The sequence below is a fragment of the Vreelandella alkaliphila genome (assembly GCF_016107625.1).
Classification (GTDB): Bacteria; Pseudomonadota; Gammaproteobacteria; order Pseudomonadales; family Halomonadaceae; genus Vreelandella; species Vreelandella alkaliphila.
Genome location: NZ_JABASV010000008.1, coordinates 98961 through 124071, shown reverse-complemented (window position 1 = coordinate 124071; position 25111 = coordinate 98961). Strand labels below are relative to the sequence as shown.

The following is a 25111-nucleotide window of genomic DNA, read 5'->3' as shown; positions in this document are numbered from 1 at the left end:
GGAGTGTCACTAATGACGGCATCCATCCGCCTATCTAATCTTATTACCCGCAGCCTATCCAGCCGCGCCGCTGCCCATCGTGCCATGGCCAAAAGTGCCTTGTTTGCCGATAGCAGCGCCAGCACCCGCCTAAAGCGTTACAACCACCACATAGCGAAAGCCGAGCAACTAGAAGCCCGCGCCCTGAATACTGCCAAGCGCAGTGTAGGGGGTGAAGCGTGAACACCAACCAAACGCACCTACACGACCTTGAGGACATCTTGGGCGCTGTATATGGCCTAGCCGACATGCTGGAGCAAAGCGGAAGCCATGAAGGCAGCGAAGACGAAGCGCCAGCCCTTAGCCGCCTTCATCGTGGCTGTATGACCACGGCTATAAAGCACTTGGCTAACCGCGCAAGTTCGCTAGTTGACATCATCGGGGAGCAAGAAACCAGCGCCAACGCTGGCCGTGAAGCCATTGCCAGCTTTATAGATGACGGCTTAGCGGCAGGAGGCACCGATGCTAAATGAACTCTACTTGACCGGCATTCTCCGCACGATGCGAGAAGAAGCCGAGACATCCGAGCGCCGCGAAGAAGACATAAGGCCCGCCGCGCTAGTTCAGTATGCCCAGATGATTGAAGACTCAGTTTACAAAGGTGCCGCCGCCATGACCCGTACAACCACTAACGATTATGCTCGCCAGCTAGAGAACACCATTAGCGACTACACCCAACAGCTAGAGCAAATGACGCTTGCCGGTGAAGACCTTTTGAAGCTGGAGTCTTTGCTCAAAGCTATTGTGGCCTTGCTGGATAAGGATGCGTTCGATTTAGCCCAGGATGCCGAGCGGCTAGCCTGCGTTGGGCACGAGCTTGCTAAATATCGAGCTGAATACTTTATGGATGCGGCAAACTGCCTTGAGGCGACAATTTCACAGCTAGAAGTTGAAGTTGAAGAAGAAAAGGAAAAAGTAATTTTTGTCGTAGAAGGGGAGGAGTAACCATGGCCGCGCCGTTCAATAAAAAGCGCGGCCCTGAGGGGAGCCGCGCCGATCTTTCGAAGCCGTCTTGCAAGATCAATCCTAACACCCAGCAAGGCATGGTGCTAGAGGTTTTGCGCCAGCACCCCGCCAGCGCCTTTGAGTTGCAACACTTGCTACCCCTGGCAGATGCCCGCGCCGTGGTGCGCGATCTGAAAAAGAAAGGCTTTCCGATCGACACGATAGAAGCGCCCAACCCAAACCAGAATGCTCGCTGTAAAACGATCAAGCGTTACCGCCTAATCGAAGCGCAGTGATTAATCAGCGGGCCTCGCATTGAGGCCCGCTTCTGGAGGACGCTATGCCCAGGAAAAAGCGCGACAGCGTGGCAACACCTGGCGGCTTTCTCGCACTGCCCAAACTGCTGATGGAACAGCGCGACTTTAGAGAGCTTTCACCGTCAGCCTTGAAGGTTCTGATGGTGCTGGGAAGCCAATACAACGGGCGCAACAATGGCGATCTGTCCGCCACCCATTCAATGATGGAAGACTGGGGAGGGATGGCCAAGGCGACGTTAGCCAAGGCGTTGCGTGAGCTGCAAGACCGCGAGTTGATCATTAAGACCAGAGAGAACCGGCACGGCAGAGAGGGCGCGCGCTGCGCATTATTCGCCCTGACTTGGCAGACCATTGACGACTGCCCCGGTAAAGACCTGGAAATGCCGCCTAGCATTATTCCCAGGCGCAAGCTGTCTAGAGGCTAAGGAATCCCACCACGCGGTGGGATTTTTTTTGCTTTAGCCGTGGTTATTGAACAGCTATTCGATTTTAACCGCGTTCAAAAATTGAACCCTATAGGGCTAAAAATTGAACCCTTATTCATATAGCGGTCGTTTTGCTCCAAATAAGGGGCTAAAAATTGAACCCTTACCCCGTAATTTCGATTTTTACCGGGTTCAATAATTGAACACCCTTCTAGAGTTACCACGTTAGGGGGCTTTTGGCGGGGAACACAACACAGAGAGCGGTGCAGAGAGAGAAGCCATGGCGTGAGTAATAAGCGCACACCTTGTAAGCAACCACAGTAATGGTGATATAAGCAGTTATGTTATAACATTGCATTTATGGGCTAGGTGTTATAGCGACATTACCAGACGACCAACCGACAAGGTAACGACCATGAAAGTGTCAGCACTACGTGAGCAGCGCAGCGCCAAAGTTGCGCAAATGAAGGGCATGATCGACAAAGCCGCCGATGAAGGCCGCGATCTGTCAGCCGATGAAGCTAAGCAGTTTGAGACGCTCAAAGCAGAGGAGCGCGCCCTGGCCACTCAGGTAGAGCGTGCCGAGTACCTAGCCGAAGCCGAACGCCGCAGCGTTGCCGCACCCGTAACCGGTGATGCTGGCGCAGACTTCGACAAGCTGGCGCGTCAGGTAAGCGTGATGAAGGTAATGCGCACTCAGATGGAAGGCCGCAGCCTGGACGGTGTAGAAGCTGAATACGCCCAGGAGGCCGAGCGCCGCAGTGGTCGCAAGGCACAAGGCGCATTCGTGCCAATGGCTGCGCTAGAGACACGGGCCAATACAACCGGCACCGCTGGCGAGATCACCCCAATTGACCACCGCCAAGACCAGTACATTGACGCGCTGCGCAACCGCTTGCTGGCTCGCCGTCTTGGTATCCGCATTCTGTCTGGCTTATCGGGTGATGTGAGCATTCCGAAGCACGGCAGCGGCCTTGCTACCGGTTGGGTGACAGAAGGTGGAGCCGTGCCAGAAGGCGAAATGAGCTTTGGCGAGGTGAAGCTGTCACCTAAGCACGTAGGCGGCAAGACCGAAATGAGCCGCCAGCTTATCCAGCAATCTAGCCCAGACATCGAAATGCTGGTGCGCGGCGACCTTTCCGCCTTGATTGCCCAGCAAATTGACCGCGCCATTTTGCAAGGTTCCGGTGCTGCCGGTGAGCCGCAAGGCATTATCGGTGCTGCTGGCATCCAAACCGCCGACATCCCCACCACGTGGGCCGGTGTGCTTGGCCTATCTGAAAAGTTAGAGCTTGAGAACCTGGAAGGCGCGGCTTGGCTATCAGCCCCAGGCGTGAAGACCACCCTTGGCAGCACTGAGAAGGTCGCCGGTTCCGGTTCTGGCTTCCTGCTGCAAAACGGCATGATGGATGATAAGCCCTACTGGTCTACTAATCAGATGCCCGCTAGTACGCTGCTGTTTGGCGACTTCTCGCAAGTGCTGCTAGGTATCTGGTCAGAGATCGACATCCTGGTGAACCCCTACGCTGAACCGGCTTATAGCCGTGGCGGTGTTCAGGTTCGCGCTATGGCCACTTGTGATGTGGCGCTTCGCTATCCGCAAGGATTTGTCGTCGCAACCCCAGGCGCATAACCATGGAGCGCCGTGCTAGCAGTGAATTGAAGCCCAAGGGCCGCAAGCTGACCGGCTACGTTGCACGCTTCGATGAGCCCACTGACCTAGGGGAGTTCATCGAGGTGGTACGCGCTGGCGCGTTTACCCGCACGCTAGCCGGTACCGGTGCCCAAAACATCCGCGCTATTTACGAACATGATGGCCGCGCACTGCTGGGACGGTTGGGCGCTGGTACGTTGCGGCTAACTGAGGATGCCGTGGGGCTGGCCTTCGAGATCGACCTACCCGACACCACCTTGGGCCATGACTTGGCCCACTTGGTGGAGCGTGGCGACGTGGCTGGCTGTTCGTTTGGCTTCCTGCCGGTGCGTGATGTGTGGTCAGAGCGTGAAGGCCGCGCCGTGCGTGAGCTGACAGACGTGGACTTGATTGAAGTCACCATAACCGCGTCACCCGCCTACGACACCACCAGCGTACAGGTTCGCGCCAGCCAGCCCTTAGGCATCCGACTTGCCCGCCTATACGTGGAGGCTTGCCAGTGAAGCTAATCAAGCGCCTATTTGAGAAGCGCGCCGCCGATGCCTACGACACCTATTGGAACCGCTTCACCGCTGCGCAAGACGTGGCAGGTGTGGCGGTAAATCCCAAGAGTGCCGAAGGTATAAGCGCCGTTTATGCTGCCGTGGCGGCTATTTCTGAGAGTGTGGCCAGCCTACCGCTAGACATCTACCGCCGCACTGAGGATGGGCGCGAGAAGGCCCGAACCCATCCGCTGTTCAAGCTTTTGCACTCAGAGCCAAACGAACAGCAGACCGCGCTAGAGTTTCGGGAAATGCTGCAACGGCACGTTCTGTTACGTGGCAATGCTTATGCCGAGATCAAGTGGAACGCGGCCGGACGCATCGACAGCTTGAAGGCGCTTCACCCTGACAGTGTGAACGTGCTTATCACCCTAGACGATAAGCTGGTGTATGAGGTGACAGACCGGCACGGTAAACGCCGCCGCCTGCTGGCGTCTGAGGTGCTTCACCTGCGTTACCACAGTGACGATGGACTGATGGGGCGAACGCCTATTGAGGTGTGCCGCGACACTGTAGGGCTAGCGCTAGCAGAGCGCACCCACGGGGAACGTATGTTTGCCCAGGGTACCAAGCTATCAGGCGTTATTCAGACGCAGCCCACCACCACCAAAGAGCAGGCCGCGCAAATACGCGACAGTTGGGCCGCTGGTCAGAGTGGTGTGAGTAACCACGGTAAGACTGCCGTTCTACCTGCCGGTGCCGAGTTCAAGACGGTCAGCATGACGCTTGAAGACGCCGAGTGGATAGAAGCCCGCCGTATGAGCGTGGAGGAGGTGGCCCGCCTATTCCGTGTCCCGCCCGTGCTTATTGGCGATCTGAGAGAGGCCAACTACTCCAACGCGGTAGAGCTTGGCCGGTACTTTGTGACCCATACCTTACGCCGTCACTTGGTGATGTGGGAGCAGGCAATCAACCGCGCCCTAATCAACGACCCCGCCACCTTCTACGCAGAGCATAACGTTGAAGGGCTATTGCGTGGCGATAGCTTGAAGCGGGCCCAGTTCTACGGGCGCTCTATCAGTGATGGATGGATGCGACGTAGTGAAGTGCGCCGCCTGGAGAACCTGCCCAGCATCGAAGGCATAGACGATGAAGAAGCTAAGGCACCTACCACTTAATAGCGCCGCTTGGGCGCGTCTGCGTGCCCAGGTGCTAGCCGAGGAGCCGCTTTGTAGGCACTGCGCAGCGCTTGGGCTGGTGGAGCCCGCCACCGATGTTGACCATATCGTCAACGGTGAGGGCGACTATTCAGACGACAACCGCCGCGAGAACTTGCAGCCATTGTGCCACCCGTGCCACAGCCAGAAGACCCGCGCCGAGATGAACGGCGGGGAGTTGGTGCAGGTGGGATGCGACACCAGTGGCCGACCCATTGACCCAAACCACCATTGGAACCGCTGAAAAATCACGAGGAACCGTGGCGGCAGACACCGCCATCATCCCTCTTTTTTATCGCTAACTGCCATGAAAACAACCGCCCGCCGCCAACGATCTGACAGCGCCAAAGCGGCCATAGCCGCCGCACAGGCCGCCGCCATGGAGCCAATAGCGCCACCGGCTTGCGTTCGCTTGCGTGAAAGTGACCGGCCCGTGTGGGCTGCCATAGTGACCGCTAGAGCGCGTGATACGTGGACGGATGCCGACCTTATCTTGGCTGGCCAGCTTGCCCGCACCTATGGCGACATAGCCCAGCTAGAGGAGTTGATCGACCAGCAAGGCATGATCTTAGGCGATCAGGTCAACCCCGCTTGTACGCTGCTGGATAAGATGAGCCGCCGCGCCCTGGCCATGGCGCGACAACTAAAGATCGACACGATCAGCGTGGTGGGCAAGTCGCAAGACATTAACAAGAGCGCCGCACTAGAACGCGATGCGCGCCAAGGCGTTGACGATGACGACGGCTTGATACCGAGAACACTGCAATGACCCGAGCCGAGCGGATTATCAAATTCATCGAGCGCTATTGTGTAACGCCTGAGGGTAAAGACGTTGGTAAGCCGCTGGCGCTGGCCAAGTTTCAGAAGCAATTCATCATCGACGTTTACGACAACCCCGCCGGTACCCGCCGCGCTATTCTGTCCGTTGGCCGCAAGAACGGCAAAACCGGCCTTATCGCCGCGCTACTGCTGGCGCATTTGGTAGGCCCAGAGGTGAAGCAAAACAGCCAGCTAGTTAGCGGTGCTATGAGCCGCGATCAAGCCGCGCTGGTGTTTAACCTGGCGTCAAAAATGGTGCAGATGTCGCCCGAGCTTTCCAAGATCGTGCGCATCGTGCCCAGCAGTAAGCGACTTATTGGCCTGACAATGAACACTGAGTTTAAGGCGCTGGCAGCCGATGGAAAAACCGCCCACGGTCTTAGCCCCGTGCTGGCCATACTGGACGAAGTGGGGCAGGTACGCGGGCCGCAATCTGACTTTGTGGACGCGATCACCACCAGCCAAGGCGCACACGAACACCCGCTGCTAATCACGATCAGCACCCAGGCCGCCAACGATGCCGACTTGCTAAGCGAGTGGATAGACGACGCCCTAAGATCGAAAGACCCGCGTACTGTTTGCCACTTGTACACCGCGCCCGCTGACTGCGATCTGATGGACGTTGAAGCATGGCGCGCCGCTAACCCTGCGTTGGGCATCTTCCGGAGTGAAGACGATATGCGCGAGCAGATGGCCCAGGCCGAGCGAATGCCGAGCATGTCTAACAGTGCCCGCAACCTGCTACTTAACCAGCGTGTCAGCCTAGACAGCCCCTTCATTAGCCCAGACGTATGGGCAGACTGTGCAGCCGCGCCGCTGCCGTTTGATGGGCCGGTGTTTGGTGGGCTTGATCTGTCAGCCCGTACCGACTTAACCGCCCTGGCGCTAGTGGGCAAGGTCGAGGGCGTATGGCAGGTTCAAATCTACTTTTGGACGCCAGAGCAAGGCATTTTCGACCGAGCTAAAAAAGACCGCGCCCCCTATGACGTGTGGGCGCGTGATGGCTTCCTGCGAACTACCCCAGGCGCAACCGTGGACTATGAGGCGGTAGCCGCTGACCTAGGCGACATACTGCAAGACGTAGACCTTCACGCCCTGGCCTTTGACCGCTGGCGCATCGACATCTTCAAGAAAGAGCTAGACCGCCTTGGCATAGAGTTGCCGCTGGTACCCCACGGGCAAGGCTTCCGCGATATGGCCCCCGCACTGGACGCACTTGAAGCCGAGTTGCTGAACGGACGCATAGCCCACGGCAATCACCCCGTTTTGACGATGTGCGCCGCCAACGCGGTCGCCGTGACCGATCCCGCTGGCGCTCGCAAGCTAGACAAATCCCGCCGTACTGGACGCATTGACGGCATTCAAGCCTTGGCGATGGCGATGGGGGCCGCCCAATCAGCCGAAGAACCCGCCACCATTGAAACAGAGGTGTTATTCGTATGAGCGTTTCACTTGAAGAAGCAAAGGCCCATCTTCGCTTGATAGATGAAGACGACGCCGAAGACGGCTTGATTACCGGCTTAATTGAGGCCGCTGTGGGCTACGTGAGCGAGTACCTAGGCGATGACTTACCTGAACAGATGCCCGCGCCTGTGCGTGCTGCTGTGCTGCTTCTGGTGGCCGATCTATTCGAGAACAGAGAGCGCCAAAGCGTGGGAGTAGGTAGCTACCAGCAAAACCCCACCTTCCAACTTTTGCTAAACCCTTACCGGTCTAACGAGGTTTTCTGATGGGCGACCTGAAAAGCGAGTTTGCATGGAACGAGCGCCCCGCCGGCGAATATCGCACCGACCGGCTAGAGGAGGAGCGCGAGCGACTAAACCGCCGTTTGGTGTGGGCCATGCGTAAGCAGGATGCCCAGGCTATTGAGAGATTGCACCAGCGCCTTGAAGCGTTAGAGGAGGCAATCGACGATGACTTGGCCCCAGGCTGCCCGCCCAATAAGTTTGAGCGCTACCGCGGCAAGTGGTAAGGCTACCGATGCGCTTTTTTTCGCATCGCTTAAAAGGTGGGGATCCGCACCTTTTATCTAACCCATTGAAAAAGCGTAATTCTGTCTCTGAGACACAATTAAGCCTGCGCCCGCGTGGGCGATGTGTTTTCGTCTGCGCAATTTTGTGCAGACGTTCGATTAAGCCCGCGCCCGCGTGGGCGATGTCCGATTATCCGACATCGCTCCAAAGTGACTCTGAATCACTTTGAAGTGACACGCTCGCTAAGGGGGCATATCTGGGGGCATGTTTCGATAAGCGATAGCGGAATTCCGCTATTGGTGGGGGTTTTAGGTGGCTTTGTGAGAGACTGTCCCTCCGCCACCTCGATTATAAAGCCCCGTTTTTACGGGGCTTTTTTCGTTTCTAGGCTTTCTTTTTCCTTCCTAGCAGCGCCTCGATACTCTCCATCGGTTATTTAACGTGATGAGAACGTGATCGAACTTGGCTACCGCGTCTCTTGCCCGGTATGGCGTAAGGTGCGTATTTCACTCGGTCATGTTGAGAGAGCTGACCTAAGCAAGCTGTTAGTGAATATCAACCGCGCCCGTAACCAGGTCAACGAGTATGCCTCATTGAAAATTCAGCTACTAAGAATTCGTTGGTAAAAAAAGCCATTGCCGTTTGAGTTTTTTTCAATCGCTTAAAGTCAAGCTATCTCTTTTAATTTGTAGCTTAAAAGCTACAATGCATTATGACTGAACTTGCCCACTACCTTACCGCTGATGGCTATGACCCTTTTCAAGCCTGGCTGGTTGCCACTAAGGCTAAAGATCGTCAAGCCGCCATGCGGGTGCTAACACGCCTTAACAGGCTAGCGGCAGGTGGTACCAAGACAGTAGGCGATGGGGTGTGAGAGCTGTGCATTACCATGGCCCTGGCTACCGCGTTTACTACGCCAAGGTAGGGGCGCGCTTAGTAATGTTGTTAATAGGTGGTACCAAACAGCGCCAGCAGTCTGACATCGAATAGGCAAAAGCGTTTTTGGCCGACCACAAAAGGAGAATACGTCATGAAACGTCATGATGAAGCAGTTATTGAGATGCTGCGCACTGACCCCGGTATAGTTCTGGACTACCTGCGAACAGCGTTTGATGAGCTGGACGAAGAGGGGGGAGAGTCAGCCTTCCTGATGGCGCTGCGTCATGTCGTTGAAGCTCAAGGTGGAATGGCGCTGGTAGCAGAACGTGCCAAAGTATCACGCGAAAGCCTTTATCGCGCCTTGTCCCCCAAGGGCAACCCAACACTTCGAACTATGACCGCGGTGATTAAAGCCACAGGCGTTAACTTCCGCGATCTTACTCATCAAGCGCCAGCAAACTAAAACCACTTAAAAGAAGTGTATCGAAGCGCACGAAGCTATGAAATATCAAAAACTGCACATAATTGGTGGTCCGGGAAGCGGAAAGTCATATATTGCTAGAAGGCTTTCAGAGAAATATGGTCTGCCCCAGCACGATTTAGATGACATATTTTGGGACCGAAACCATACGGATTACATCAGGTCTAGCGACGAGGCACGGCAAAGAAACTTAGAGTCAATCCTGTCGAATGACACCTGGATAATTGAAGGGGTCTATTATAAATGGCTAGAGAAGTCCTTTGAGGGCGCCGATAAGATAATTGTTCTCAATACGCCAGTGTTGCTGAGGCAATGGAGAGTTCTGCGGCGCTATTTGGGCTACAAACTTTCACGTAGCCACGAAAAAGACGAAACGTTTGCAAACCTTATTGAACTGATATCTTGGAACCAAAAGTACGACCGGGACAATCTGGTACGGTTTTATGCATTTTCCAAAGCTCAAGCTCATAAAATAGTAGTTTGCAGCAGTTTCTCTGAGGTAGAACGAGCAGTTAATGCATAACCAAACCATCAATTACGCTCCCTTCGGTCGTAGAACGCTCGTTCCTCGCGCCGTTTATGGTGGGCATTAGCCGGAAGCAGTGGCATCAAAGGGATCTATGAGAACCAGAGAAGCGGAAGCAACGGACCTAGAAGCATTATTGGTACTGAATGAGCAAATAGGTACTTTACATTTCGAAAATGCACCAGAAGCATTTACAAAGCCTTCCGCCGCTGACAAAGAGTTTTTAAAAAATGCTCTGAGTGATAAGTCAAGGCTGTTTTTGGTAGCAGAAGTAGAAAGTAGAGTTGTCGGATTTCTAACGGCAATAATCACTAAAAACGAGACAATACCGTTTCTAGTTAGCTGTCCGGTTTGTCGTGTAGGGACGATAGTCGTTGATGAAAAGTATCGTGCTTCAGGCGTTGGCACAAAACTTATGTCGGCATGTAGCAAGTGGGCTGCCTCGCAAGGCGCGGAGCAAATCAGGCTAGAGGTTATGGCCTTTAACCAATCAGCACAAAAGTTTTATCAGAAGCTAGGTTTTAAAGATCACTCCCACATCATGTGCAAACTTATCGGCTAATAAGTGGTTCAAACCGTTCGCTTCGCTCACTACTCCCCACGGCCTATTCACTCATAACGTTCCATCGAAGCGCTCTCAAGCGCTTTTTTAGTTGAGTGAGATGTGGGGTGATTTTTTGTGACAGGTTTCGCTTCCTAAGCTACTGTCATCTTAAGGATTGTGAGTGATTGCGATGGGCTGGTTTCGACCTTAAGTTACGTTGAGTAGCGCTAAAAAAGGGAAGTAAGCATGTTTAAAAAAACCAATTTATTCTCTATTTCGACCGCTGTAGCGCTTTCTCTGCTGCTAGTTTCCTCTACGCTGGCCAGTGAGGCCAGTGAGGCCAGTGAGGCCAGTGAGGCCAGTGAGGCCAGTGAGGCCAGTGAGGCCAGTGAGGCCAGTGAGGCCAGTGAGGGAGTGTATAGCGAGACGGCAACAGGGATGGTTGAGCTCGTTGTTCAAGCAATCTGTGATGGCGATATAGAAAGGCACCTTGGGATGCATCAACGGAAAATTGAACCAGATCCCTATTATGAAGAGAAATTTTCTATCTTCCATGAAGCATGTAACGATGCGGGTATTGCGGAGATGGAAGTAACCTCGGATTTTGATGATGACGTCATGCAAGAGCAGAAGCGACGGTATTTAATTGACGCGAATATTGTGATGGGAGACGGAGCTGTTTACACAACGTCGATTCGAGTGGCTTGGGGCTCAATCCAGGGGGCAGAAGGCAGCGAGCCCGTTGAGACGTGGAGATTAGCTGGGCTAAGTAGAGTACAAGTACCCATTCTTAATGAAGCACTGTCTCGGAATTAGATTTAGATTGTTCTCTACTTAATACAACAACCCCAGGGGTAAGCGTAGCGTGTTATCCCTGGGGTTATAGTTGTTGAGATAGTGACAGATCTTAGATCTTAGATCTTGATGTCGTAGTCGACGTATTTGTTCATTAGCTCGTCGTAGGTACCGTCTTGCTTGATTTCTCGCAGTGCCTCATTGAACTGCTCCGCCAGGGCTTCATTGCGAGGATGGAAGGCTGCCGCCACGCCATGTCCGAAATAGTGCTTGGGCTCGCGGATCAGCGGCGAGCTGGTAACAATCCCACTGCCTTCAGCGTTAACTTCAAGTGATGACAGCGCTAATGGGTAATACATAAAAGCTGCGTCTAAACGACCTGTTCTAATGTCTACCGCGAGATCTTCGCCTGTTGCATAGCGCCGTACGTCAACGAGATCGCCATAGGTGTCGGTGATGTACTCATCGCGGATGGTGCCACGCTGAACGCCTACCGATATGCCTTCAAGGGCGTCGTGATCCTCAATATCGATCTCTTTGCCTTCCTGAGTCACCCAGACACTAGGGTTGCTGTAGTAGGGTTCTGAGAACAGCACTTGCTCGCGGCGCGCATCGGTGATTGCCATTGAGGACATGATGGCGTCGTATTTGCGTGCTAATAAGCCGGGGATGATGCCGTCCCAGCCTTGCTCTACCCATTCGCACTCACGCTCGATGCGTCGACATACTTCTTCACCCAGCTCCACCTCAAAGCCTGTTAGGGTGCCGTCGGGCAAGCGATACTCAAAAGGCTCGAAGGGAACATCAACAGCGAGGCGAAGTGGATCGTCGGAGTAGGCTGGAACGGCAAATAGCAGTGATGTAAGCGCCGTTGCTATTCCTATGTGACTGCGGAGCATAGACTTTCCTTTTTTCGTTTTTATATAAGGTGTTGATTAAGCAATTTTGCATGATTCGCGTAATAGGTAAAGTGCTTTATAAAGGCTTGTTAAAAGCTTCTAAGGAGTCAGGGCCTTTTGTCGTTCCTAAACACTTAGCTTTCGCGATTTAGCCGTTTGGCTTTATGATTTTGATCGTAATGGCCACTACTGTGCATGCCAGGGCAGGTAAAACAACGTCTAATACCGAATCCAGCGTCCAGCCACGCCAAACACCTTCAAATATGCCCACCGGTAATGTTTGCCCCCATTCCCAACCACGTTGAACGGCTAACCTGTATTCATGTTGTGCAATCTCACGTCCAAGCAACAGTGCTACCGCGATGGCACCAGTGACTCTTGCGTTTGCAAAAGGAAGTAGAGCCATTTGAATCAGCAGCGCGACAAACGCATGCTCTAAATGGGTAATATTCACATTAGGCTCCAATATGGCGTTCGTGTGGATAATTCAGTGTGCACTATAATGCTCATTAATTCTTTGTTGTGGTAATTATGTGCGCTAAACTGCTCATAAGTAATCCTTGGAAGAATTTTTGAGCACTTTACTGCGCATCAATAATTTCGGACATGAGCGGCTTTCGACATGGGTGATTCGTGAAGTTAACGATACAGGTTCATTTTGAACAAGCGTGGCATGATGCGGCTGAATTGTCGTTGCCTAACCCTGAGCAGGGTACTCGTGGGGAGTCTCGGCTGCGCTATGCGACTGACTATGCCGTTGAGTGGCTATTTCAAGATGACCTGCACGCTTGCAGTATGCGGTTGCCTATCGAGTTAATGCTGACCCATGAATCTCCACACTGGTTCGGTTTCTTGGAAGACATTATGCCGGCGGGCGCTAGCCGACGTTTTTGGGTGAATTATTTAGGGCTTCACGATTTACCCGTCGGGCAACAGGATGCTGAATTACTGGCACGTGGCACTATCGCGCCGGTCGGCAACTTACGAATCAAAGAATCAGTGCCTGACCTCACCGTAAAGAAAGCCTTAGAGGAGCGACGGTTTCCGCTGCAAAGCGTTGTAGAGCGTCAGGTGGACTTTTTAGAGTATGCCCAGCAGATGGGGGCGGCCAGTGGTGGTGCCACTGGGGCTGGCGGTGAAGCGCCAAAATTGCTGCTTAGATTGACGAACGACGACCACGTCTGGATTGATACTTGGCAGGATGAAAACCACCGATCTGACCTACCCATGCTGGTGAAATTCCCGCGCGGTAGACGTTCAGCTGACGATTGCGACATCTTGAGAGCTGAATATCACTACTATCAGGAGCTTGCATCGTTAGGGGTGGCCACGATAGATACCGAACAGATGCGTTTGGTGGAGGGAGAGCGTTACCCGTCTCTGTGGTTACCCCGTTTCGACATGCAGTACCTCGACGGCACTTGGGTTCGCTATGGCCTGGAGTCAGTCTACTCCTTGGTAGGCGCCGCGCCGGGCACCTTTCTGCATCATGGCGAAACAATCCGCCAACTGATTAGTTTGCTGAGCGCTCAATATCGCGTGCAAGAACAAGGCGCTGTTTTCGAGGGCGAGCGCTTTGCTTTGGAGTGGATTAAGCGTGATTTGTTGAATATCGCTTTCGGCAACTCTGACAATCATGGCCGGAATACGGCGTTATTGAAGCGCCCCGAAGGCATTGAACTTGCCCCCGTATATGACTTCGCGCCCATGAAGGCTGACCCCGAGGGTGTGACACGAACAACGCAATGGGGAACGCCCCTGGAAGTTGGCGGGGAGTACGATTGGCGAGGAATTGCCGACACCCTGGCAGACGTTGTCGATCCAGAACGAGTGATGGAAGAGCTCCGTGCGCTTGCATTGAAGCTAGAGGGCGTCGATGAACGCTTGGCTGCCCGTGGAGTTCCACCCCGAATCCTTGACATGCCTGCAGTCGGCCTACGCACTATCAACACTCGATTCAAGCGCTGGGGGTTGTTATGAAGCGTTATTCTGATGATCGCGAAGAGGCCCTGGTTGCTCTGTTGAAACGTTTCTATGCGGGGGAAATCACCGATGGTGCGTTATTGCGTGCGTTACGCCGCGATGTGCTGGGGTTGAACCAAACACGTTATGCCGCTTTGGTGGGTATCAGTCGACGAACGTTATCGGATCTGGAAGGCGACAAGAACAATGTCACCCTAGAGGTTAAGAATCGTGTATTCCGGCCGCTAGGGTTAGAAGTGAGCTTGCTGCCGCGTAAGCGTGCTCTGTTGGAGCAAGTTTTGGCGTTCACCGAGTAACTTGTTTCCTTTTAATGCCCTGCCATTTCCTCAAATCTCTACTGGTTATGCTGAAATAGTTTGCTGAGTAAAGAGAGCGAAACAGGGCGTTTACTTGTGCAGTATTGGAGAACAATATAGGCCGTCTGTTCTAGATACTAATGAGAACAATATTTATTAAGGATGTGTTATGCCGATCTATACCAACATTGAAGACCTTCGTCGCCATTACGCCCGCCGTACACCAAAAATGTTTTATGACTACGCCGAGTCGGGCAGTTGGACAGAGCAAACCTTTCGTGAAAATACCAGCGACTTCCAGCATATTCATTTAAAACAGCGTGTTGCGGTCGATATGTCCGGGCGTTCTACGCGAAGTTCTATGCTGGGCGAAGATGTGGCTATGCCGGTTGCGCTTGCACCCGTAGGGCTAACGGGAATGCAATCGGCAGATGGCGAAATTAAAGCAGCACGGGCGGCTGAAAAATTTGGTGTGCTGTTTACGCTGTCGACCATGTCGATTTGCTCGATTGAGGACGTCGCAGAACACACTTCGCAGCCGTTCTGGTTCCAGGTGTATACCTTAAAAGATGATGATTTTATGCGCCGCTTGTTTGAGCGTGCCAAGGCGGCTAACTGCTCAGCTGTGGTGGTCACTGTCGATTTGCAAGTACTGGGGCAGCGCCACAAAGATCTCAAAAACGGACTCTCTGCACCCCCTAAATTGACCGCAAAATCGATTGCCAACATGGCGACGAAAATTCCTTGGGGTCTGGAGATGCTGAAAACCAAGCGTCGCTCATTTGGCAATATTGTGGGGCATGCCAAAGGGGTTACTGACCCTTCCTCATTGTCAGCGTGGACAGCAGAAGCCTTCGATGTATCGCTGGACTGGAAGCGTATTGCGCAATTCAAAGAGTGGTGGGGCGGTAAGCTGATTGTGAAGGGCATTATGACCCCTGAGGATGCGCGCTGTGCCGTAGAGATAGGCGCTGATGCCATTATTGTTTCTAATCATGGCGGACGTCAGCTTGATGGAGCAATGAGCTCGATCCGAATGCTGACAAGTATTATCGATGAAGTGGGTGACGAGATAGAAGTCCATCTCGATTCTGGTATCCGTTCGGGCCAGGACGTGCTGAAAGCGTTGGCGCTGGGGGCTAAGGGAACCTACATTGGGCGTGCTTTTACCTATGGTTTAGGGGCTGCCGGTGAAGAGGGCGTCACCAGGGCGCTACAGATTATTCATAAAGAGCTTGATACCACAATGGCGCTATGTGGAGAAACAGATGTTAGCCGCTTAGGCCCTCATAATCTTTATGTGCCGCATGGTTTTGCTGATCCTACGGTCAAGCTTTAGATGGCACTCAGTGAGGCCTACGTTACACCCAAAGTAATAAAAGAAGGGTGCCCAAATGGCACCCTTCTTTTTTGTGACAAGCAATTTGTGACAAGCAATCAACAGATTAACTGGTAGAGCCTCAGTGGTACCCTTCGCCCACTTTGACCTTGCCGCGGAATACCCAGTAAGACCAGGCGGTGTAGGCCAATACGATAGGGATTACAAACAGCACGCCGATCAGCAAAAACAATTGCGACTCAGGTGCTGAAGCGGCATCCCAAATTGTATAGTTTGGCGGTACGATAACCGGCCATTTACTGGCGATGAGACCAAGGTAAGTAAAGATAAATAGGCCCAATGTTGAGACAAACGGTAAGCCTTCCTGCTGGCGTTTGACGGCACGATAAAGAGCGCCAGCGCAGACCATGGCAAGAATGGGGAACAGCCAAATTAGGTGGATCTGGTTCATCCAGCGGTCACGCACTTCTGGACTAACCAGCGGTGTCCACAGGCTAACAATGCCAAATACCACCAATACCGCTAAGAGTAATTTTGGTGTGATGCGATAGGCCCACTGCTGGACATGGCCTTCTGACTTCAGGATCAGCCACGTAGAACCAAGCAGTGCGTAGCCCGCCATTAGTCCAAGCCCCGTCAATACAGTAAAGGGCGTCAACCAATCCAGTGCGCCACCGACATAGCGAAAGTCTTCGACAGCAAACCCTTGGATGTAAGCGCCGACGACCGCGCCTTGAGCGAAGGTCGCAATGGCAGAGCCCCAACAAAATGCGCGGTTCCACCAACGGCGGTTTTTCTTAGACTTGAAGCGAAACTCGAACGAGATGCCGCGAAAAATCAAGCCAGCCAGCATTAGGAAAACACCGATATAGAGCGCGGGCAAAAACACGGAATAAACTAAAGGAAAGGCGCCGAGCAGCCCTGCACCACCTAGTACTAACCAAGTCTCATTGCCATCCCACACGGGAGCAACAGAGTTCATCATCACATCGCGTGACTCTTCATCAGGCGCGAAGGGAAACAAAATCCCAAGCCCTAGATCGAAGCCATCCATCAAGACATACATAATGACGCCAAAGCCAATAATGGCAGCCCAGATGAGTGAAAGATCAATACTCATGTGTTGGCTCCTTCCAAATCATCATCAAAGGGGGTGTGTGCTGCTGATAGGGGGCGTTTCGGGCGTTCAACCTCGCCTTCAACTTCAGCCTGTGTTTCTTCTTTCATGCCATTGCGCACAACGCGCGTTAGATAATAAATACCGGTAAAAAACACCACGCTGTAAACAGCGATATAGCCAATCAAGGTAAACAGCGCCATACCGCCAGTAAGGGAAGGCGTTAACCCTTCCGCGTGAGTCATGACGCCATACACTAACCAAGGCGCACGTCCTGATTCGGTAACAATCCAACCACCCAGAACCGCAAGGAAAGGGGATGCAATCATGACGGTAAGCGTTTTTAAGAAAAGCGGGTTTTCATAGACACGCCCCTTACGACGCAGAAACAATCCAGTCAGCGCAACAGCAATCATCAGCAAGCCAATGCCTACCATGACGCGGAAAGCCCAGAATACAATGATGACAGGAGGCTGCTCTTCTATCGGTACTGCGTTAAGCCCCGGAACTTCACCATCGACATGGTGCGTCAGAATCAAGCTGGCAAGGTTGGGGATGCCAATTTCAAAATGATTGGTCTGGGCTTCTTTATCAGGAATAGCAAAAAGCAGAAGTGGCACATTGGTTTGCGTTTCCCAGTTACCCTCCATGGCGGCTACTTTCGTTGGCTGGTGCTCCAAGGTGTTCAGACCGTGAAAATCGCCGACTACCGCTTGTGCTGGCGCTAAGATCAGCAGTAACCACAAACACATGGATAGCGCTTTTTTGTTAGCTTCAACATCACGCTTGCGCAGTAAGAACCAGGCGCTAACACCTGCAACGACGAACCCGCCGGTTAGGAAAGAAGCCATGCCCATGTGAACAAAGCGATACCAGAAGGAGGGGTTAAAGAGTGCTTCCATCCAAGAAGTGATATGAAACCGACCGTCGATCAGCTCAAAACCTGCAGGAGTTTGCATCCAACTGTTGGCAGAAAGTATCCAGAAAGAAGATATAAACGTGCCTACAGCAACCATGATGGCAGCAAATAAATGCACACCTTCAGGTACTTTATTGCGGCCAAATAACAGTACGCCTAGAAAAGCAGCTTCTAGGAAAAAGGCCGTTACTACCTCATAGCTGAGGACAGGACCTAAGAAGTTAGATGTGGCGTAGGCAAAGTTGCTCCAGTTAGTACCAAACTGAAACGACATAACAATGCCTGATACGACGCCCATGCCAAACACAACGGCAAACACTTTTGTCCAGAAGAGCGCCAAGCGATCCCAAGCGGGGTTTTCCGTTTTGTAAAACAGGCCATGCAGTAGCGCGATGTAGGAAGCCAGACCGATAGTAAACACCGGAAAAATGGCATGAAAAGAGACAACAAAAGCGAACTGCAGCCTTGAAAGCAACAGAGGATCTAATTCCATGGCGACCTCCTAGATCGTGTGGCATGAAAGTATTGAAAATCAGTAGTTGTCGCAGGAGCTATATTCTTAAAGGCTATGGCTATATTTCTTTAATCATTAATAATAGTAGTTGAAACCACTCTGCGACGTAAGTTGAAAGTATCTAATGATGCATGGCGTATTGTCGCATCTATGAGAACGCTGCACACAAGTGGCTTCTGCTTTAGGCGAGCCCCAGGCGATATTTCTGCCATAATCAAATCTGCTTACAAATTTTGCTAAGCTATTCAGCTGTTTTTTTGCTGGCGCTTTTCCTCCATGTCTTCAATACGGTCTTCACTACCGTCTTCACCTCTGCCTCCATTTCGACCTTCGCGCTGGCTGCCAGGTGGACATTTGCAAACGCTCTATAGCCCGCTACGGCGGACATCGCCCCAATTACAACGCCGGCGGGAGCGAATGAGGCTTCAAGATGGTGATTTTATCGATGTGGATTGGTATGGGCCTGAGGGTGAGTCGGCGAATTGTGTACTGCTGCTTCATGGCCTAACTGGCAGTTCTTCTTCACTGTATATACTAGGGCAACAACAAGCGTTAGCGGCGCGCGGTTGGCAGAGCGTGGCTGTCAATTGGCGTGGCTGCTCTGGTGAGCCAAACCATCGTGCCAGGGGATATCACTCTGGCGCGAGTGAGGACTTAGCGGATGTGGTTCAGCAACTAACGTTACGCTATCCATACAAATTGTTTGCCGCGATAGGTTACTCATTGGGTGGCAATGTGTTGCTCAAGTATTTGGGTGAAGAGGGTGGCAATACTCCGTTGCAGGCGGCGGTAGCAGTATCGGTACCGTTTCGGCTAGACCACTGCGCAGACCGAATAAGTAAAGGCTTCTCCAGAATTTACCAGGCCCGTTTCCTGCGAGACTTGCGCCAGTATGTTGAACATAAACAGCAGGTGTTTTTACGCCAAGGGCGAAGGGAAGAACTGGCGCGTTTAGCGGCGCTTGAAACATTACAAGGTATGAAGACGTTTTGGGACTTCGATGGCCGCGTTACTGCGCCACTGCATGGCTTTGAAAGTGCTGATGACTATTACCATCGCTGCAGCAGTGCTTTCTTCGTGGAGCACCTTCGTATTCCAACGCTTATTGTGCATGCGCTAGATGACCCTTTTATCTACCCACAGAGCGTTCCTAATGCGGAAACTTTGCCAAGCAATGTCACCCTGGAGCTTCATGCCTCGGGTGGCCATGTGGGCTTTATAGAGGGGCCTCCGTGGCGGCCGCGTTATTATCTTGAACACCGATTGCCTGACTGGCTACAGTCGCAGGTTTGTAGCCAGGGTAAAACGCATAACACTAGCGCACTACTATCCAATTAACGTCAATCACCCAGAGGTTGCTATGTCCGTGTTCTTTGACCGATTAAACGGTGTCTCGTCTCCTCGTATTGGCTTGGGATGCATGAATCTTTCCCATGGCTATGGGCAGTATGTGCCAGAAACAGAGGCGCTTCGGGTATTGGAAGAAGCCTTTGAGATGGGATACCGCCATTTTGATACGGCGACGCTCTATGGTGGAACAGCAAATGAGCGGTTGTTGGGGCTCGCTTTAAAAACAAAAAGGCACCAGCTGTTTCTCGCCAGCAAGTGTGGAATGGCATTGGATGCTGAAACAGGGAAGCGCATTATCGATGGTCGCCCCGGCACATTGCGTCGCCAGTGTGAAGAGAGTCTGTCACGACTGAAAACGGATTATTTGGATATTTACTACCTGCATCGCCTAGATCGCAGTGTTCCTATTGAAGAGAGTGTTGGGGCGCTGGGCCGACTAGTGGAAGAGGGTAAAATTGGTGCGGTTGGTTTATCTGAGGTATCGGCAGAAACACTTAGTAGAGGTAATGCGGAATATCCAGTCGCAGCAGTACAGTCAGAATACTCACTCTGGACACGTAATCCCGACATTGCTCTGAAGGATGTATGTGCGGAGCTCGGTGCCGCCTTAGTGGCGTTCAGTCCACTTGGGCGTGGTTTTCTGACGGGGGCAGTGGAAGAAATTACCCAGTTTTCGACAGGGGATATGCGCGCCGGAATGCCTCGCTTTAGTAAAGACAATTTACCTCACAATATAGCTTTGTTGGATGACGTTAAAACAATGGCTAGGCGTCTTGAGATCTCACTCGCACAGCTGGCGCTAGCTTGGTTAAACGCCCAGGGCCATCATATTGTGCCTATTCCTGGTTCCTGCTCAGTGACGCATATACGCGAGAACTTACGCGCTGAAACGGTCGTACTGGATGACGCAACAGTGACTCAGCTCAACGGTATGCTGTTGCCGAGCCAAGTCGCTGGCGCTCGTTATAGCGATGCGCAACAAGCCGATATTGACACTGAAGAATTTGCGGATTAATAGAGTAAATTGATAGGGCAAATGGTGATTTTACCAAACACCGTTGCTTTCTTTCCGCCTAGGACTATTATTCGCTACCAACGACGATGTTGTTAGCCCACCAAGGAGCACTGCCATGTTAAAAGGTCTGATTATTTGTTTTGCCGTGCTATTTGCACAGTTGGCGGTGCTGAACGTGATCGATGCACGTCTCTATAACGCTCAGGATGCGCGTCAAGCAGCGACAATGCAGCATTTACCTCACAAGGAAGAAGACGACGATAACGTTTCACCGCCAGCAGTGAAGCTGTAAGCAGAAGAGGCGAAGATAATCACGCCAAATGTGGCACGGTCAGGGGAATTTTATAGCGCATTTCTATGTCCAAAGTGGTGTGGAATGTTAAGCATAGTCAACGCTGGAGGAGCAAGTGCCTTAAAAAGCAGTTGTTTGCGTGGAAGACAAATACTTGCGTCTGGAACTTGGTAACGGCATTCTTGTCCGTTGTTAGTATTACCATTAGGGAGCATAGATAAATGGCTTTTAACGATTCGAACACGGCGAGAGCGCAAACGCGCAGCGAAGTAAGTAGTGTTAGCGCTAATAAAGTTCTGCGTAACACCTACGCGCTATTGGCCATGACATTGCTATTCTCTGCAGTCACCGCTGGTGCCTCTGTCGCAATGGGCATCCAACAAATGAACATTTTTGTGTTCTTTATCGGTGCATACGGGCTGATGTTCCTGGTTCACAAAACGGCCAATTCAGCAGCTGGTCTGCTGGCGACTTTTGCATTCACCGGATTTATGGGCTTTACGCTTGGCCCAATCATTTCCGCCTATCTTACGTTGCCTAACGGTGGCGCTTTGATAATGAATGCATTGGCAATGACTGGCTTGACGTTTATTGGCCTTTCTGCGGTTGCATTAACCACCAAGAAAGACTTCAGCTTTTTAGGTAATTTCCTAATGGCTGGTGCCATTGTGTTGATTTTGGCCATGGTAGCTGGGCTGATCTTCAATATTCCTGCGCTTTCATTGATGGTTTCCGCTGGTTTTGTGCTGTTTGCATCAGCTGCGATCCTCTACCAAACCAGTGAAATTGTTCACCGGGCGGGAGAGACCAACTACATCCTCGCAACTATTACGCTTTATGTTTCCATTTATAACCTGTTCATCAGTCTGCTCTCGATTTTAGGCATTATGAGCAACGATTGATCAACCCCTGCAGTACTATCGCGACAGACCCTACTTGCTAGGGTCTGTTTTTTTTAGGGCGGACTGTATCGAGATAATCCGATGGAGTATGGCTTATTGGTCATGGGGGCGCCGTATAGTAGTACAGCCCCTCATTCCGCGCTGCGATTTGCCCAAGCAGTGCTAAATGAAGGACACCACATCAAGGGCGTTTTTTTCTATCAAGATGGCGTTCATAATGCCTCCCGACTAATGTCTCCTCCACAGGATGAGCTCAATATGCGAGATGCTTGGGTTGACCTGCATCATCAGCACGGGGTCGCATTAGATGTATGCATCGCGGCGGCGTTACGCCGTGGCGTGGTGAGTGAAGCAGAGGCAAAGCGGCACGGGAAAGTGAACTTCAATCTTGAGCCACCCTTTGAATTAACGGGGCTAGGACAACTGCTTGAGCTACAGCAGCGCTGTGATCGTTTGATTACGTTTGCTTAGTAGTGAGAACAGGGCTGAAAACAGGGCGACCAGAGTAGATAGGTAGGACTAAGATGGCTGAAGCAAATGAGCGACTTATCGTTATACGACATGCGCCCTATAGCTCAAATGAGTTGCGGGAAGGGCTGGATGTTGCGCTAGTGTCTGCTGCCTTTGGGCAAGCTGTTGATCTGCTGTTTTTAGGGCAGGGGATATTCGCGTTACTCAAAGAGCAACAGGTTGGCGCGCCTGGCCAAAAAGCCACGCTACCGACAATTAATATGTTAGAAATGTACGATATAGAAAACATATTAGTCCCTACCGAGACTCTACAAGCCTTCAATATAGCCACTGATCAGCTGGTTGAGGGAGTTACCCTAGTCTCGCCTTCAGACGTGCCAGACCTATTCCAGCGTTATAATTATGTTCTTAATTTTTAATTTTGCGCTCAATTTTTAGCAGAGTAGCCAATAACTATGCTGCATATTCTGAATAAACCTCCCCATAGCGATGCTGCTGTGCAAATGCTTAACGCACTCAGCAATGGCGATTCTGTTGTGCTGATAGAAGACGGCGTGCAGGCTGCGCTCTATCCTGAATGGCAAGGCTGGGCAGCCAATACAGCGTCGATTTTTTTGCTAGCTGAAGATGCTATTTCGAGAGGGGTTCACTCTGTTGCCACAAGCCATGGGCTGCCTTTGATAGAGATGGATGGCTTTATTAGGTTGACCGAGCAAAATGAAAAGATCATTTCCTGGTATTGAATATGAGTAATCAAAGTTTATACCGTTATCTTGATTTATCACAAAAGATTCAACTAGATCCTGAGGGATATCTAGTTAAGCAGGATCAGTGGAGCGATGAGGTTGCTCAGTTACTCGCTGAGGATGAAGGGTTAACTCTCACAGAAAAACACTGGGAAATTATTCAGCTGGTGCGCGATTTTTATGGTCGATATGAAATGGCACCCGCAATGCGGCCCTTAGTGAAAGCCGCAAAACAGGCGCTGGGTGATGAAAAGGGGAATTCGATTTATTTAATGACGCTGTTTCCGGGGAGTCCACCAAAGCGTATTGCTCGCATCGCTGGCCTTCCTAAGCCCACAAACTGTTTATAGCTATTTTTTGCGGTTATTTTGAGCAATACGAAATCTTGGCGTTAGACCGAGTCGCCCCGTGTGCAAACAGAAAGCACGACCGCATCTTCTGGGCTGGTAGAAACAAGGGCATGCCCCATGTCGCTATCAAAATAAATACTATCGCCTTCGGCGAGCATGAGTGGCGCATAAAATTCTGTGTATAACAAAATATCGCCTTCTAAAATCATCAGAAATTCTTCACCGTCGTGTCGAACCCACTGATGATACTCATCAAAACTGCGTGCTCTAACAATGGTCTTGAAGGGAATCATGCGCTTTTGAGCAAGCTGATGCCCTAGCAGCTCATGCTCGTAGGTAGGGGTAGGGTGCACTTGGCCCTTGCCCTTACGGGTAAGATCTCTACGCCCCATGGTATAGCGCTCACGCTTCGGCGGCGTAAATAGCTGGGGCAGGTCGATGTTCAGGCCGGTAATAAGTTTTTGAACCACACTGAACGTAGGCGACACTTGGTCATTTTCGATCTTGGAGAGCGTTGAGCGTGCTAAGCCTGTGCGCTGGCTGACGTCTTCCAATGTCCACTGGTTAGCAAGGCGAATCTGTTTTAAACGTTCCCCCAGGCGTAAAGGTTCGACAAAGGGCTTTCGCCCAGAGGCTATGCGCAGCGCAGCATGCTCTTCAGTAGTAGCGGTCATAAAAAGCCAGGTGAGTAAACGTCAATAAAACCGCATGTTATCACAGACGCTCTGTATCAAGGTCGCCGTCGCATGACGGTTTCTCAATAGTGATTGGCATACGTCATGGAACATCCGTAAAGGGCAAACCCAATAGCGCTTTTAAGTGAGCTTCTGCTCCGCTAGCGAGGGTTTTCGGGTTATATCCCCCCTCAAGTACTGAAACTACCCGGTTTTCTGCATAGAGGGCTGCAATCTCCATTGCTAAGTGGGTTATCCAATAAAAGTCCTCATCTTCTAAACAGATGTCTCCCATAGGGTCGTCGCGATGAGCATCAAAGCCTGCAGAAAGCATGACTAAGTCTGGTTTGAACGCATGGAGAGCGGGAAGCCATTGTCGTTCGATAATGCGTCTAAACTCTTTACTATCAGTGCCTACTTCCAGCGGCGTATTGACCACATTCTGCCATTCACTGCGTAAATAACGCCATGGGTAAAACGGATACTGGAAACTCGTGCACACCAGTACCTCTGGATCATTTTTGAAGATATCAATCGTGCCGTTGCATTGATGGACATCAAAATCGAGTATTGCGATACGTTTAGCACCATATTTTGCTTTTGCATGGGCCGCACCGACGGCAATGTTGTTATAGAAACAAAACCCCATCGCATCAGCCGCTTCTGCATGATGCCCTGGTGGCCGTACTGCGCAAAATACGTTGTCAGCTTGGCGCTTAAAGACTTGATCAACTCCGCGAATGACGGCTCCTGCGGCCACTCTCGCCGCTTTTAGGCTATCGGGGTTCATCATTGTGTCGCTATCGAGTGTAACGATGCCTTCTTTCGGCAGGCACTTCTCTAACGCATTAAGGTGCCTTGTTGGGTGCACTCTTGCTAACGCCTCGTCACACGCCTCTTTGGCGTCCGCCTGCATGGTTTGTTGAAGAAGGCCTGCTAGAGATAGGCGTGCACGAATCGCTTCAAGCCGTTGAGGGCTTTCAGGGTGCTCAGGCCCCATATGGTGCAATGCGCAGTCTGGGTGAGTAAGGTAGGCAGTAATCATGCAAGCGCTCCGAAGACAATATCGCCACCTTAATCGTCTCAGGGGCTTGCGCGACAGTGTCAATAAGTCGTACACAGTGGTTATTAATTTCAGGGGAGACGCA

Annotated in this window: 36 protein-coding genes; 30 read left to right on the top strand and 6 right to left on the bottom strand. The window is 51.8% G+C overall.

Annotated elements, in window-relative coordinates; all coding sequences use genetic code 11:
• Positions 1–12: 12 nt before the first annotated feature.
• The 19 genes from JFC11_RS13365 to JFC11_RS13275 all read left to right on the top strand — a co-directional run bounded on the left by JFC11_RS13365 (position 13) and on the right by JFC11_RS13275 (position 11117).
• Positions 13–222: a hypothetical protein gene (locus JFC11_RS13365; RefSeq protein ID WP_189463097.1), complete on the top strand. Its 210-nt coding sequence runs from the start codon at positions 13–15 to the stop codon at positions 220–222.
• Positions 219–512, top strand: a complete 294-nt coding sequence (locus tag JFC11_RS13360) for a hypothetical protein (RefSeq protein ID WP_198349743.1) — start codon at positions 219–221, stop codon at positions 510–512. The genes JFC11_RS13365 and JFC11_RS13360 overlap by 4 nt, the downstream gene beginning before the upstream one ends.
• Positions 502–984, top strand: a complete 483-nt coding sequence (locus JFC11_RS13355) for a hypothetical protein (RefSeq protein ID WP_198349742.1) — start codon at positions 502–504, stop codon at positions 982–984. The genes JFC11_RS13360 and JFC11_RS13355 overlap by 11 nt, the downstream gene beginning before the upstream one ends.
• 2 nt (positions 985–986) lie before the next feature.
• Entirely contained in the window at positions 987–1280 is a 294-nt protein-coding gene (locus JFC11_RS13350; RefSeq protein ID WP_198349741.1) for a helix-turn-helix domain-containing protein, read from the top strand.
• A 44-nt stretch (positions 1281–1324) separates the two neighbouring features.
• Complete coding sequence (locus JFC11_RS13345; RefSeq protein WP_198349740.1) at positions 1325–1726, top strand: MarR family transcriptional regulator; 402 nt, start codon at positions 1325–1327, stop codon at positions 1724–1726.
• A 415-nt stretch (positions 1727–2141) separates the two neighbouring features.
• Positions 2142–3359 (top strand): phage major capsid protein, encoded by a 1218-nt coding sequence (locus JFC11_RS13340; protein WP_198349739.1) that lies wholly within the window; start codon positions 2142–2144, stop codon positions 3357–3359.
• 2 nt (positions 3360–3361) lie between these two features.
• A complete protein-coding gene (locus JFC11_RS13335; protein WP_198349738.1) occupies positions 3362–3883 on the top strand; it encodes an HK97 family phage prohead protease in 522 nt (173 codons plus the stop codon).
• The gene (locus JFC11_RS13330; RefSeq protein ID WP_198349737.1) at positions 3880–5040 is read left to right on the top strand and encodes a phage portal protein; all 1161 of its coding nucleotides are present in this window, start codon (positions 3880–3882) and stop codon (positions 5038–5040) included. The genes JFC11_RS13335 and JFC11_RS13330 overlap by 4 nt, the downstream gene beginning before the upstream one ends.
• Entirely contained in the window at positions 5012–5323 is a 312-nt protein-coding gene (locus tag JFC11_RS13325; protein ID WP_198349736.1) for an HNH endonuclease, read from the top strand. Before JFC11_RS13330 ends, JFC11_RS13325 begins: the two co-directional genes overlap by 29 nt.
• A gap of 63 nt (positions 5324–5386) precedes the next feature.
• The gene (locus tag JFC11_RS13320) at positions 5387–5848 is read left to right on the top strand and encodes a hypothetical protein (RefSeq protein WP_198349735.1); all 462 of its coding nucleotides are present in this window, start codon (positions 5387–5389) and stop codon (positions 5846–5848) included.
• Positions 5845–7341 carry a terminase large subunit gene (locus tag JFC11_RS13315; protein ID WP_198349734.1) on the top strand — a complete coding sequence of 499 codons (1497 nt, stop codon included), beginning with the start codon at positions 5845–5847 and terminating at the stop codon, positions 7339–7341. Before JFC11_RS13320 ends, JFC11_RS13315 begins: the two co-directional genes overlap by 4 nt.
• Positions 7338–7628, top strand: coding sequence for a head-tail connector protein (locus JFC11_RS13310; RefSeq protein WP_198349733.1), 291 nt, complete (start codon positions 7338–7340; stop codon positions 7626–7628). The genes JFC11_RS13315 and JFC11_RS13310 overlap by 4 nt, the downstream gene beginning before the upstream one ends.
• Entirely contained in the window at positions 7628–7870 is a 243-nt protein-coding gene (locus JFC11_RS13305; protein WP_198349732.1) for a hypothetical protein, read from the top strand. The genes JFC11_RS13310 and JFC11_RS13305 overlap by 1 nt, the downstream gene beginning before the upstream one ends.
• Positions 7871–8323: 453 nt before the next feature.
• Positions 8324–8497: a hypothetical protein gene (locus JFC11_RS13300; protein WP_167541175.1), complete on the top strand. Its 174-nt coding sequence runs from the start codon at positions 8324–8326 to the stop codon at positions 8495–8497.
• Positions 8498–8583: 86 nt separating this feature from the next.
• On the top strand, positions 8584–8745 hold the full coding sequence (locus JFC11_RS19020) for a hypothetical protein (protein WP_231656915.1): 162 nt from the start codon (positions 8584–8586) through the stop codon (positions 8743–8745).
• A 156-nt stretch (positions 8746–8901) separates the two neighbouring features.
• A complete protein-coding gene (locus JFC11_RS13290; RefSeq protein ID WP_038484152.1) occupies positions 8902–9213 on the top strand; it encodes an addiction module antidote protein in 312 nt (103 codons plus the stop codon).
• Positions 9214–9250: 37 nt separating this feature from the next.
• Positions 9251–9754, top strand: coding sequence for a P-loop NTPase family protein (locus JFC11_RS13285; RefSeq protein WP_198349731.1), 504 nt, complete (start codon positions 9251–9253; stop codon positions 9752–9754).
• Positions 9755–9851: 97 nt separating this feature from the next.
• A complete protein-coding gene (locus tag JFC11_RS13280; protein WP_038484158.1) occupies positions 9852–10319 on the top strand; it encodes a GNAT family N-acetyltransferase in 468 nt (155 codons plus the stop codon).
• Positions 10320–10547: 228 nt separating this feature from the next.
• The gene (locus tag JFC11_RS13275) at positions 10548–11117 is read left to right on the top strand and encodes a hypothetical protein (protein WP_198349730.1); all 570 of its coding nucleotides are present in this window, start codon (positions 10548–10550) and stop codon (positions 11115–11117) included.
• 98 nt (positions 11118–11215) lie between these two features.
• Here JFC11_RS13275 and JFC11_RS13270 read toward each other — a convergent pair whose 3' ends face one another.
• Both JFC11_RS13270 and JFC11_RS13265 read right to left on the bottom strand, forming a co-directional pair.
• Positions 11216–11995, bottom strand: coding sequence for a transporter substrate-binding domain-containing protein (locus JFC11_RS13270; protein WP_089038349.1), 780 nt, complete (start codon positions 11993–11995; stop codon positions 11216–11218).
• A gap of 148 nt (positions 11996–12143) precedes the next feature.
• Positions 12144–12449 (bottom strand): hypothetical protein, encoded by a 306-nt coding sequence (locus tag JFC11_RS13265; protein WP_198349729.1) that lies wholly within the window; start codon positions 12447–12449, stop codon positions 12144–12146.
• A gap of 179 nt (positions 12450–12628) precedes the next feature.
• Here JFC11_RS13265 and JFC11_RS13260 point away from each other — a divergent pair, with 179 nt between their 5' ends.
• From JFC11_RS13260 to JFC11_RS13250, 3 genes are all read left to right on the top strand, one after another.
• Positions 12629–13975 carry a type II toxin-antitoxin system HipA family toxin gene (locus JFC11_RS13260; protein WP_038484170.1) on the top strand — a complete coding sequence of 449 codons (1347 nt, stop codon included), beginning with the start codon at positions 12629–12631 and terminating at the stop codon, positions 13973–13975.
• On the top strand, positions 13972–14274 hold the full coding sequence (locus JFC11_RS13255) for a helix-turn-helix domain-containing protein (RefSeq protein WP_038484173.1): 303 nt from the start codon (positions 13972–13974) through the stop codon (positions 14272–14274). The genes JFC11_RS13260 and JFC11_RS13255 overlap by 4 nt, the downstream gene beginning before the upstream one ends.
• A 169-nt stretch (positions 14275–14443) precedes the next feature.
• Positions 14444–15613 (top strand): alpha-hydroxy acid oxidase, encoded by a 1170-nt coding sequence (locus tag JFC11_RS13250; protein WP_038484176.1) that lies wholly within the window; start codon positions 14444–14446, stop codon positions 15611–15613.
• A gap of 121 nt (positions 15614–15734) precedes the next feature.
• On the opposite strand, the gene cydB is transcribed toward JFC11_RS13250, so the two are convergent.
• The gene (gene cydB, locus JFC11_RS13245; RefSeq protein WP_038484179.1) at positions 15735–16733 is read right to left on the bottom strand and encodes a cytochrome d ubiquinol oxidase subunit II; all 999 of its coding nucleotides are present in this window, start codon (positions 16731–16733) and stop codon (positions 15735–15737) included.
• Positions 16730–18142 (bottom strand): cytochrome ubiquinol oxidase subunit I, encoded by a 1413-nt coding sequence (locus JFC11_RS13240; protein WP_038484182.1) that lies wholly within the window; start codon positions 18140–18142, stop codon positions 16730–16732. Before JFC11_RS13240 ends, cydB begins: the two co-directional genes overlap by 4 nt.
• Before the next feature lie 297 nt (positions 18143–18439).
• Here JFC11_RS13240 and JFC11_RS13235 point away from each other — a divergent pair, with 297 nt between their 5' ends.
• The 8 genes from JFC11_RS13235 to JFC11_RS13200 all read left to right on the top strand — a co-directional run bounded on the left by JFC11_RS13235 (position 18440) and on the right by JFC11_RS13200 (position 23289).
• Positions 18440–19501: a hydrolase gene (locus JFC11_RS13235; protein ID WP_198349728.1), complete on the top strand. Its 1062-nt coding sequence runs from the start codon at positions 18440–18442 to the stop codon at positions 19499–19501.
• A 22-nt stretch (positions 19502–19523) separates the two neighbouring features.
• Entirely contained in the window at positions 19524–20528 is a 1005-nt protein-coding gene (locus tag JFC11_RS13230) for an aldo/keto reductase (RefSeq protein ID WP_198349727.1), read from the top strand.
• A 115-nt stretch (positions 20529–20643) separates the two neighbouring features.
• The gene (locus JFC11_RS13225) at positions 20644–20820 is read left to right on the top strand and encodes a hypothetical protein (RefSeq protein ID WP_167457121.1); all 177 of its coding nucleotides are present in this window, start codon (positions 20644–20646) and stop codon (positions 20818–20820) included.
• A 221-nt stretch (positions 20821–21041) separates the two neighbouring features.
• Positions 21042–21722 carry a Bax inhibitor-1/YccA family protein gene (locus tag JFC11_RS13220; protein WP_038484188.1) on the top strand — a complete coding sequence of 227 codons (681 nt, stop codon included), beginning with the start codon at positions 21042–21044 and terminating at the stop codon, positions 21720–21722.
• 81 nt (positions 21723–21803) lie between these two features.
• Positions 21804–22193: a sulfurtransferase complex subunit TusD gene (tusD, locus tag JFC11_RS13215; protein ID WP_198349726.1), complete on the top strand. Its 390-nt coding sequence runs from the start codon at positions 21804–21806 to the stop codon at positions 22191–22193.
• A gap of 53 nt (positions 22194–22246) precedes the next feature.
• Positions 22247–22612: a sulfurtransferase complex subunit TusC gene (tusC, locus tag JFC11_RS13210; RefSeq protein WP_038484193.1), complete on the top strand. Its 366-nt coding sequence runs from the start codon at positions 22247–22249 to the stop codon at positions 22610–22612.
• Between the two features lie 36 nt (positions 22613–22648).
• Positions 22649–22936 (top strand): sulfurtransferase complex subunit TusB, encoded by a 288-nt coding sequence (gene tusB / locus JFC11_RS13205; protein ID WP_038484196.1) that lies wholly within the window; start codon positions 22649–22651, stop codon positions 22934–22936.
• 2 nt (positions 22937–22938) lie between these two features.
• Positions 22939–23289, top strand: coding sequence for a TusE/DsrC/DsvC family sulfur relay protein (locus JFC11_RS13200; protein WP_120386957.1), 351 nt, complete (start codon positions 22939–22941; stop codon positions 23287–23289).
• Positions 23290–23330: 41 nt separating this feature from the next.
• On the opposite strand, the gene JFC11_RS13195 is transcribed toward JFC11_RS13200, so the two are convergent.
• Together JFC11_RS13195 and JFC11_RS13190 are read right to left on the bottom strand one after the other, a co-directional pair.
• On the bottom strand, positions 23331–23963 hold the full coding sequence (locus JFC11_RS13195) for a helix-turn-helix domain-containing protein (protein ID WP_038484202.1): 633 nt from the start codon (positions 23961–23963) through the stop codon (positions 23331–23333).
• A gap of 103 nt (positions 23964–24066) precedes the next feature.
• Positions 24067–25008 carry a histone deacetylase family protein gene (locus tag JFC11_RS13190; protein WP_038484205.1) on the bottom strand — a complete coding sequence of 314 codons (942 nt, stop codon included), beginning with the start codon at positions 25006–25008 and terminating at the stop codon, positions 24067–24069.
• Positions 25009–25111 lie beyond the last annotated feature (103 nt).

What these genes read in the sequence shown, in the direction of transcription:
- JFC11_RS13365 (WP_189463097.1), top strand. Translation starts at nt 13, where the DNA reads ATGACGGCATCCATCCGCCTATCTAATCTTATTACCCGCAGCCTATCC.
- JFC11_RS13355 (WP_198349742.1), top strand. Translation starts at nt 502, where the DNA reads ATGCTAAATGAACTCTACTTGACCGGCATTCTCCGCACGATGCGAGAA.
- JFC11_RS13350 (WP_198349741.1), top strand. Translation starts at nt 987, where the DNA reads ATGGCCGCGCCGTTCAATAAAAAGCGCGGCCCTGAGGGGAGCCGCGCC.
- JFC11_RS13345 (WP_198349740.1), top strand. Translation starts at nt 1,325, where the DNA reads ATGCCCAGGAAAAAGCGCGACAGCGTGGCAACACCTGGCGGCTTTCTC.
- JFC11_RS13340 (WP_198349739.1), top strand. Translation starts at nt 2,142, where the DNA reads ATGAAAGTGTCAGCACTACGTGAGCAGCGCAGCGCCAAAGTTGCGCAA.
- JFC11_RS13335 (WP_198349738.1), top strand. Translation starts at nt 3,362, where the DNA reads ATGGAGCGCCGTGCTAGCAGTGAATTGAAGCCCAAGGGCCGCAAGCTG.
- JFC11_RS13325 (WP_198349736.1), top strand. Translation starts at nt 5,012, where the DNA reads ATGAAGAAGCTAAGGCACCTACCACTTAATAGCGCCGCTTGGGCGCGT.
- JFC11_RS13320 (WP_198349735.1), top strand. Translation starts at nt 5,387, where the DNA reads ATGAAAACAACCGCCCGCCGCCAACGATCTGACAGCGCCAAAGCGGCC.
- JFC11_RS13315 (WP_198349734.1), top strand. Translation starts at nt 5,845, where the DNA reads ATGACCCGAGCCGAGCGGATTATCAAATTCATCGAGCGCTATTGTGTA.
- JFC11_RS13310 (WP_198349733.1), top strand. Translation starts at nt 7,338, where the DNA reads ATGAGCGTTTCACTTGAAGAAGCAAAGGCCCATCTTCGCTTGATAGAT.
- JFC11_RS13305 (WP_198349732.1), top strand. Translation starts at nt 7,628, where the DNA reads ATGGGCGACCTGAAAAGCGAGTTTGCATGGAACGAGCGCCCCGCCGGC.
- JFC11_RS19020 (WP_231656915.1), top strand. Translation starts at nt 8,584, where the DNA reads ATGACTGAACTTGCCCACTACCTTACCGCTGATGGCTATGACCCTTTT.
- JFC11_RS13290 (WP_038484152.1), top strand. Translation starts at nt 8,902, where the DNA reads ATGAAACGTCATGATGAAGCAGTTATTGAGATGCTGCGCACTGACCCC.
- JFC11_RS13285 (WP_198349731.1), top strand. Translation starts at nt 9,251, where the DNA reads ATGAAATATCAAAAACTGCACATAATTGGTGGTCCGGGAAGCGGAAAG.
- JFC11_RS13280 (WP_038484158.1), top strand. Translation starts at nt 9,852, where the DNA reads ATGAGAACCAGAGAAGCGGAAGCAACGGACCTAGAAGCATTATTGGTA.
- JFC11_RS13275 (WP_198349730.1), top strand. Translation starts at nt 10,548, where the DNA reads ATGTTTAAAAAAACCAATTTATTCTCTATTTCGACCGCTGTAGCGCTT.
- JFC11_RS13270 (WP_089038349.1), bottom strand. Translation starts at nt 11,995, where the DNA reads ATGCTCCGCAGTCACATAGGAATAGCAACGGCGCTTACATCACTGCTA.
- JFC11_RS13255 (WP_038484173.1), top strand. Translation starts at nt 13,972, where the DNA reads ATGAAGCGTTATTCTGATGATCGCGAAGAGGCCCTGGTTGCTCTGTTG.
- JFC11_RS13250 (WP_038484176.1), top strand. Translation starts at nt 14,444, where the DNA reads ATGCCGATCTATACCAACATTGAAGACCTTCGTCGCCATTACGCCCGC.
- cydB (WP_038484179.1), bottom strand. Translation starts at nt 16,733, where the DNA reads ATGAGTATTGATCTTTCACTCATCTGGGCTGCCATTATTGGCTTTGGC.
- JFC11_RS13240 (WP_038484182.1), bottom strand. Translation starts at nt 18,142, where the DNA reads ATGGAATTAGATCCTCTGTTGCTTTCAAGGCTGCAGTTCGCTTTTGTT.
- JFC11_RS13235 (WP_198349728.1), top strand. Translation starts at nt 18,440, where the DNA reads ATGTCTTCAATACGGTCTTCACTACCGTCTTCACCTCTGCCTCCATTT.
- JFC11_RS13230 (WP_198349727.1), top strand. Translation starts at nt 19,524, where the DNA reads ATGTCCGTGTTCTTTGACCGATTAAACGGTGTCTCGTCTCCTCGTATT.
- JFC11_RS13225 (WP_167457121.1), top strand. Translation starts at nt 20,644, where the DNA reads ATGTTAAAAGGTCTGATTATTTGTTTTGCCGTGCTATTTGCACAGTTG.
- JFC11_RS13220 (WP_038484188.1), top strand. Translation starts at nt 21,042, where the DNA reads ATGGCTTTTAACGATTCGAACACGGCGAGAGCGCAAACGCGCAGCGAA.
- tusD (WP_198349726.1), top strand. Translation starts at nt 21,804, where the DNA reads ATGGAGTATGGCTTATTGGTCATGGGGGCGCCGTATAGTAGTACAGCC.
- tusC (WP_038484193.1), top strand. Translation starts at nt 22,247, where the DNA reads ATGGCTGAAGCAAATGAGCGACTTATCGTTATACGACATGCGCCCTAT.
- tusB (WP_038484196.1), top strand. Translation starts at nt 22,649, where the DNA reads ATGCTGCATATTCTGAATAAACCTCCCCATAGCGATGCTGCTGTGCAA.
- JFC11_RS13200 (WP_120386957.1), top strand. Translation starts at nt 22,939, where the DNA reads ATGAGTAATCAAAGTTTATACCGTTATCTTGATTTATCACAAAAGATT.
- JFC11_RS13195 (WP_038484202.1), bottom strand. Translation starts at nt 23,963, where the DNA reads ATGACCGCTACTACTGAAGAGCATGCTGCGCTGCGCATAGCCTCTGGG.
- JFC11_RS13190 (WP_038484205.1), bottom strand. Translation starts at nt 25,008, where the DNA reads ATGATTACTGCCTACCTTACTCACCCAGACTGCGCATTGCACCATATG.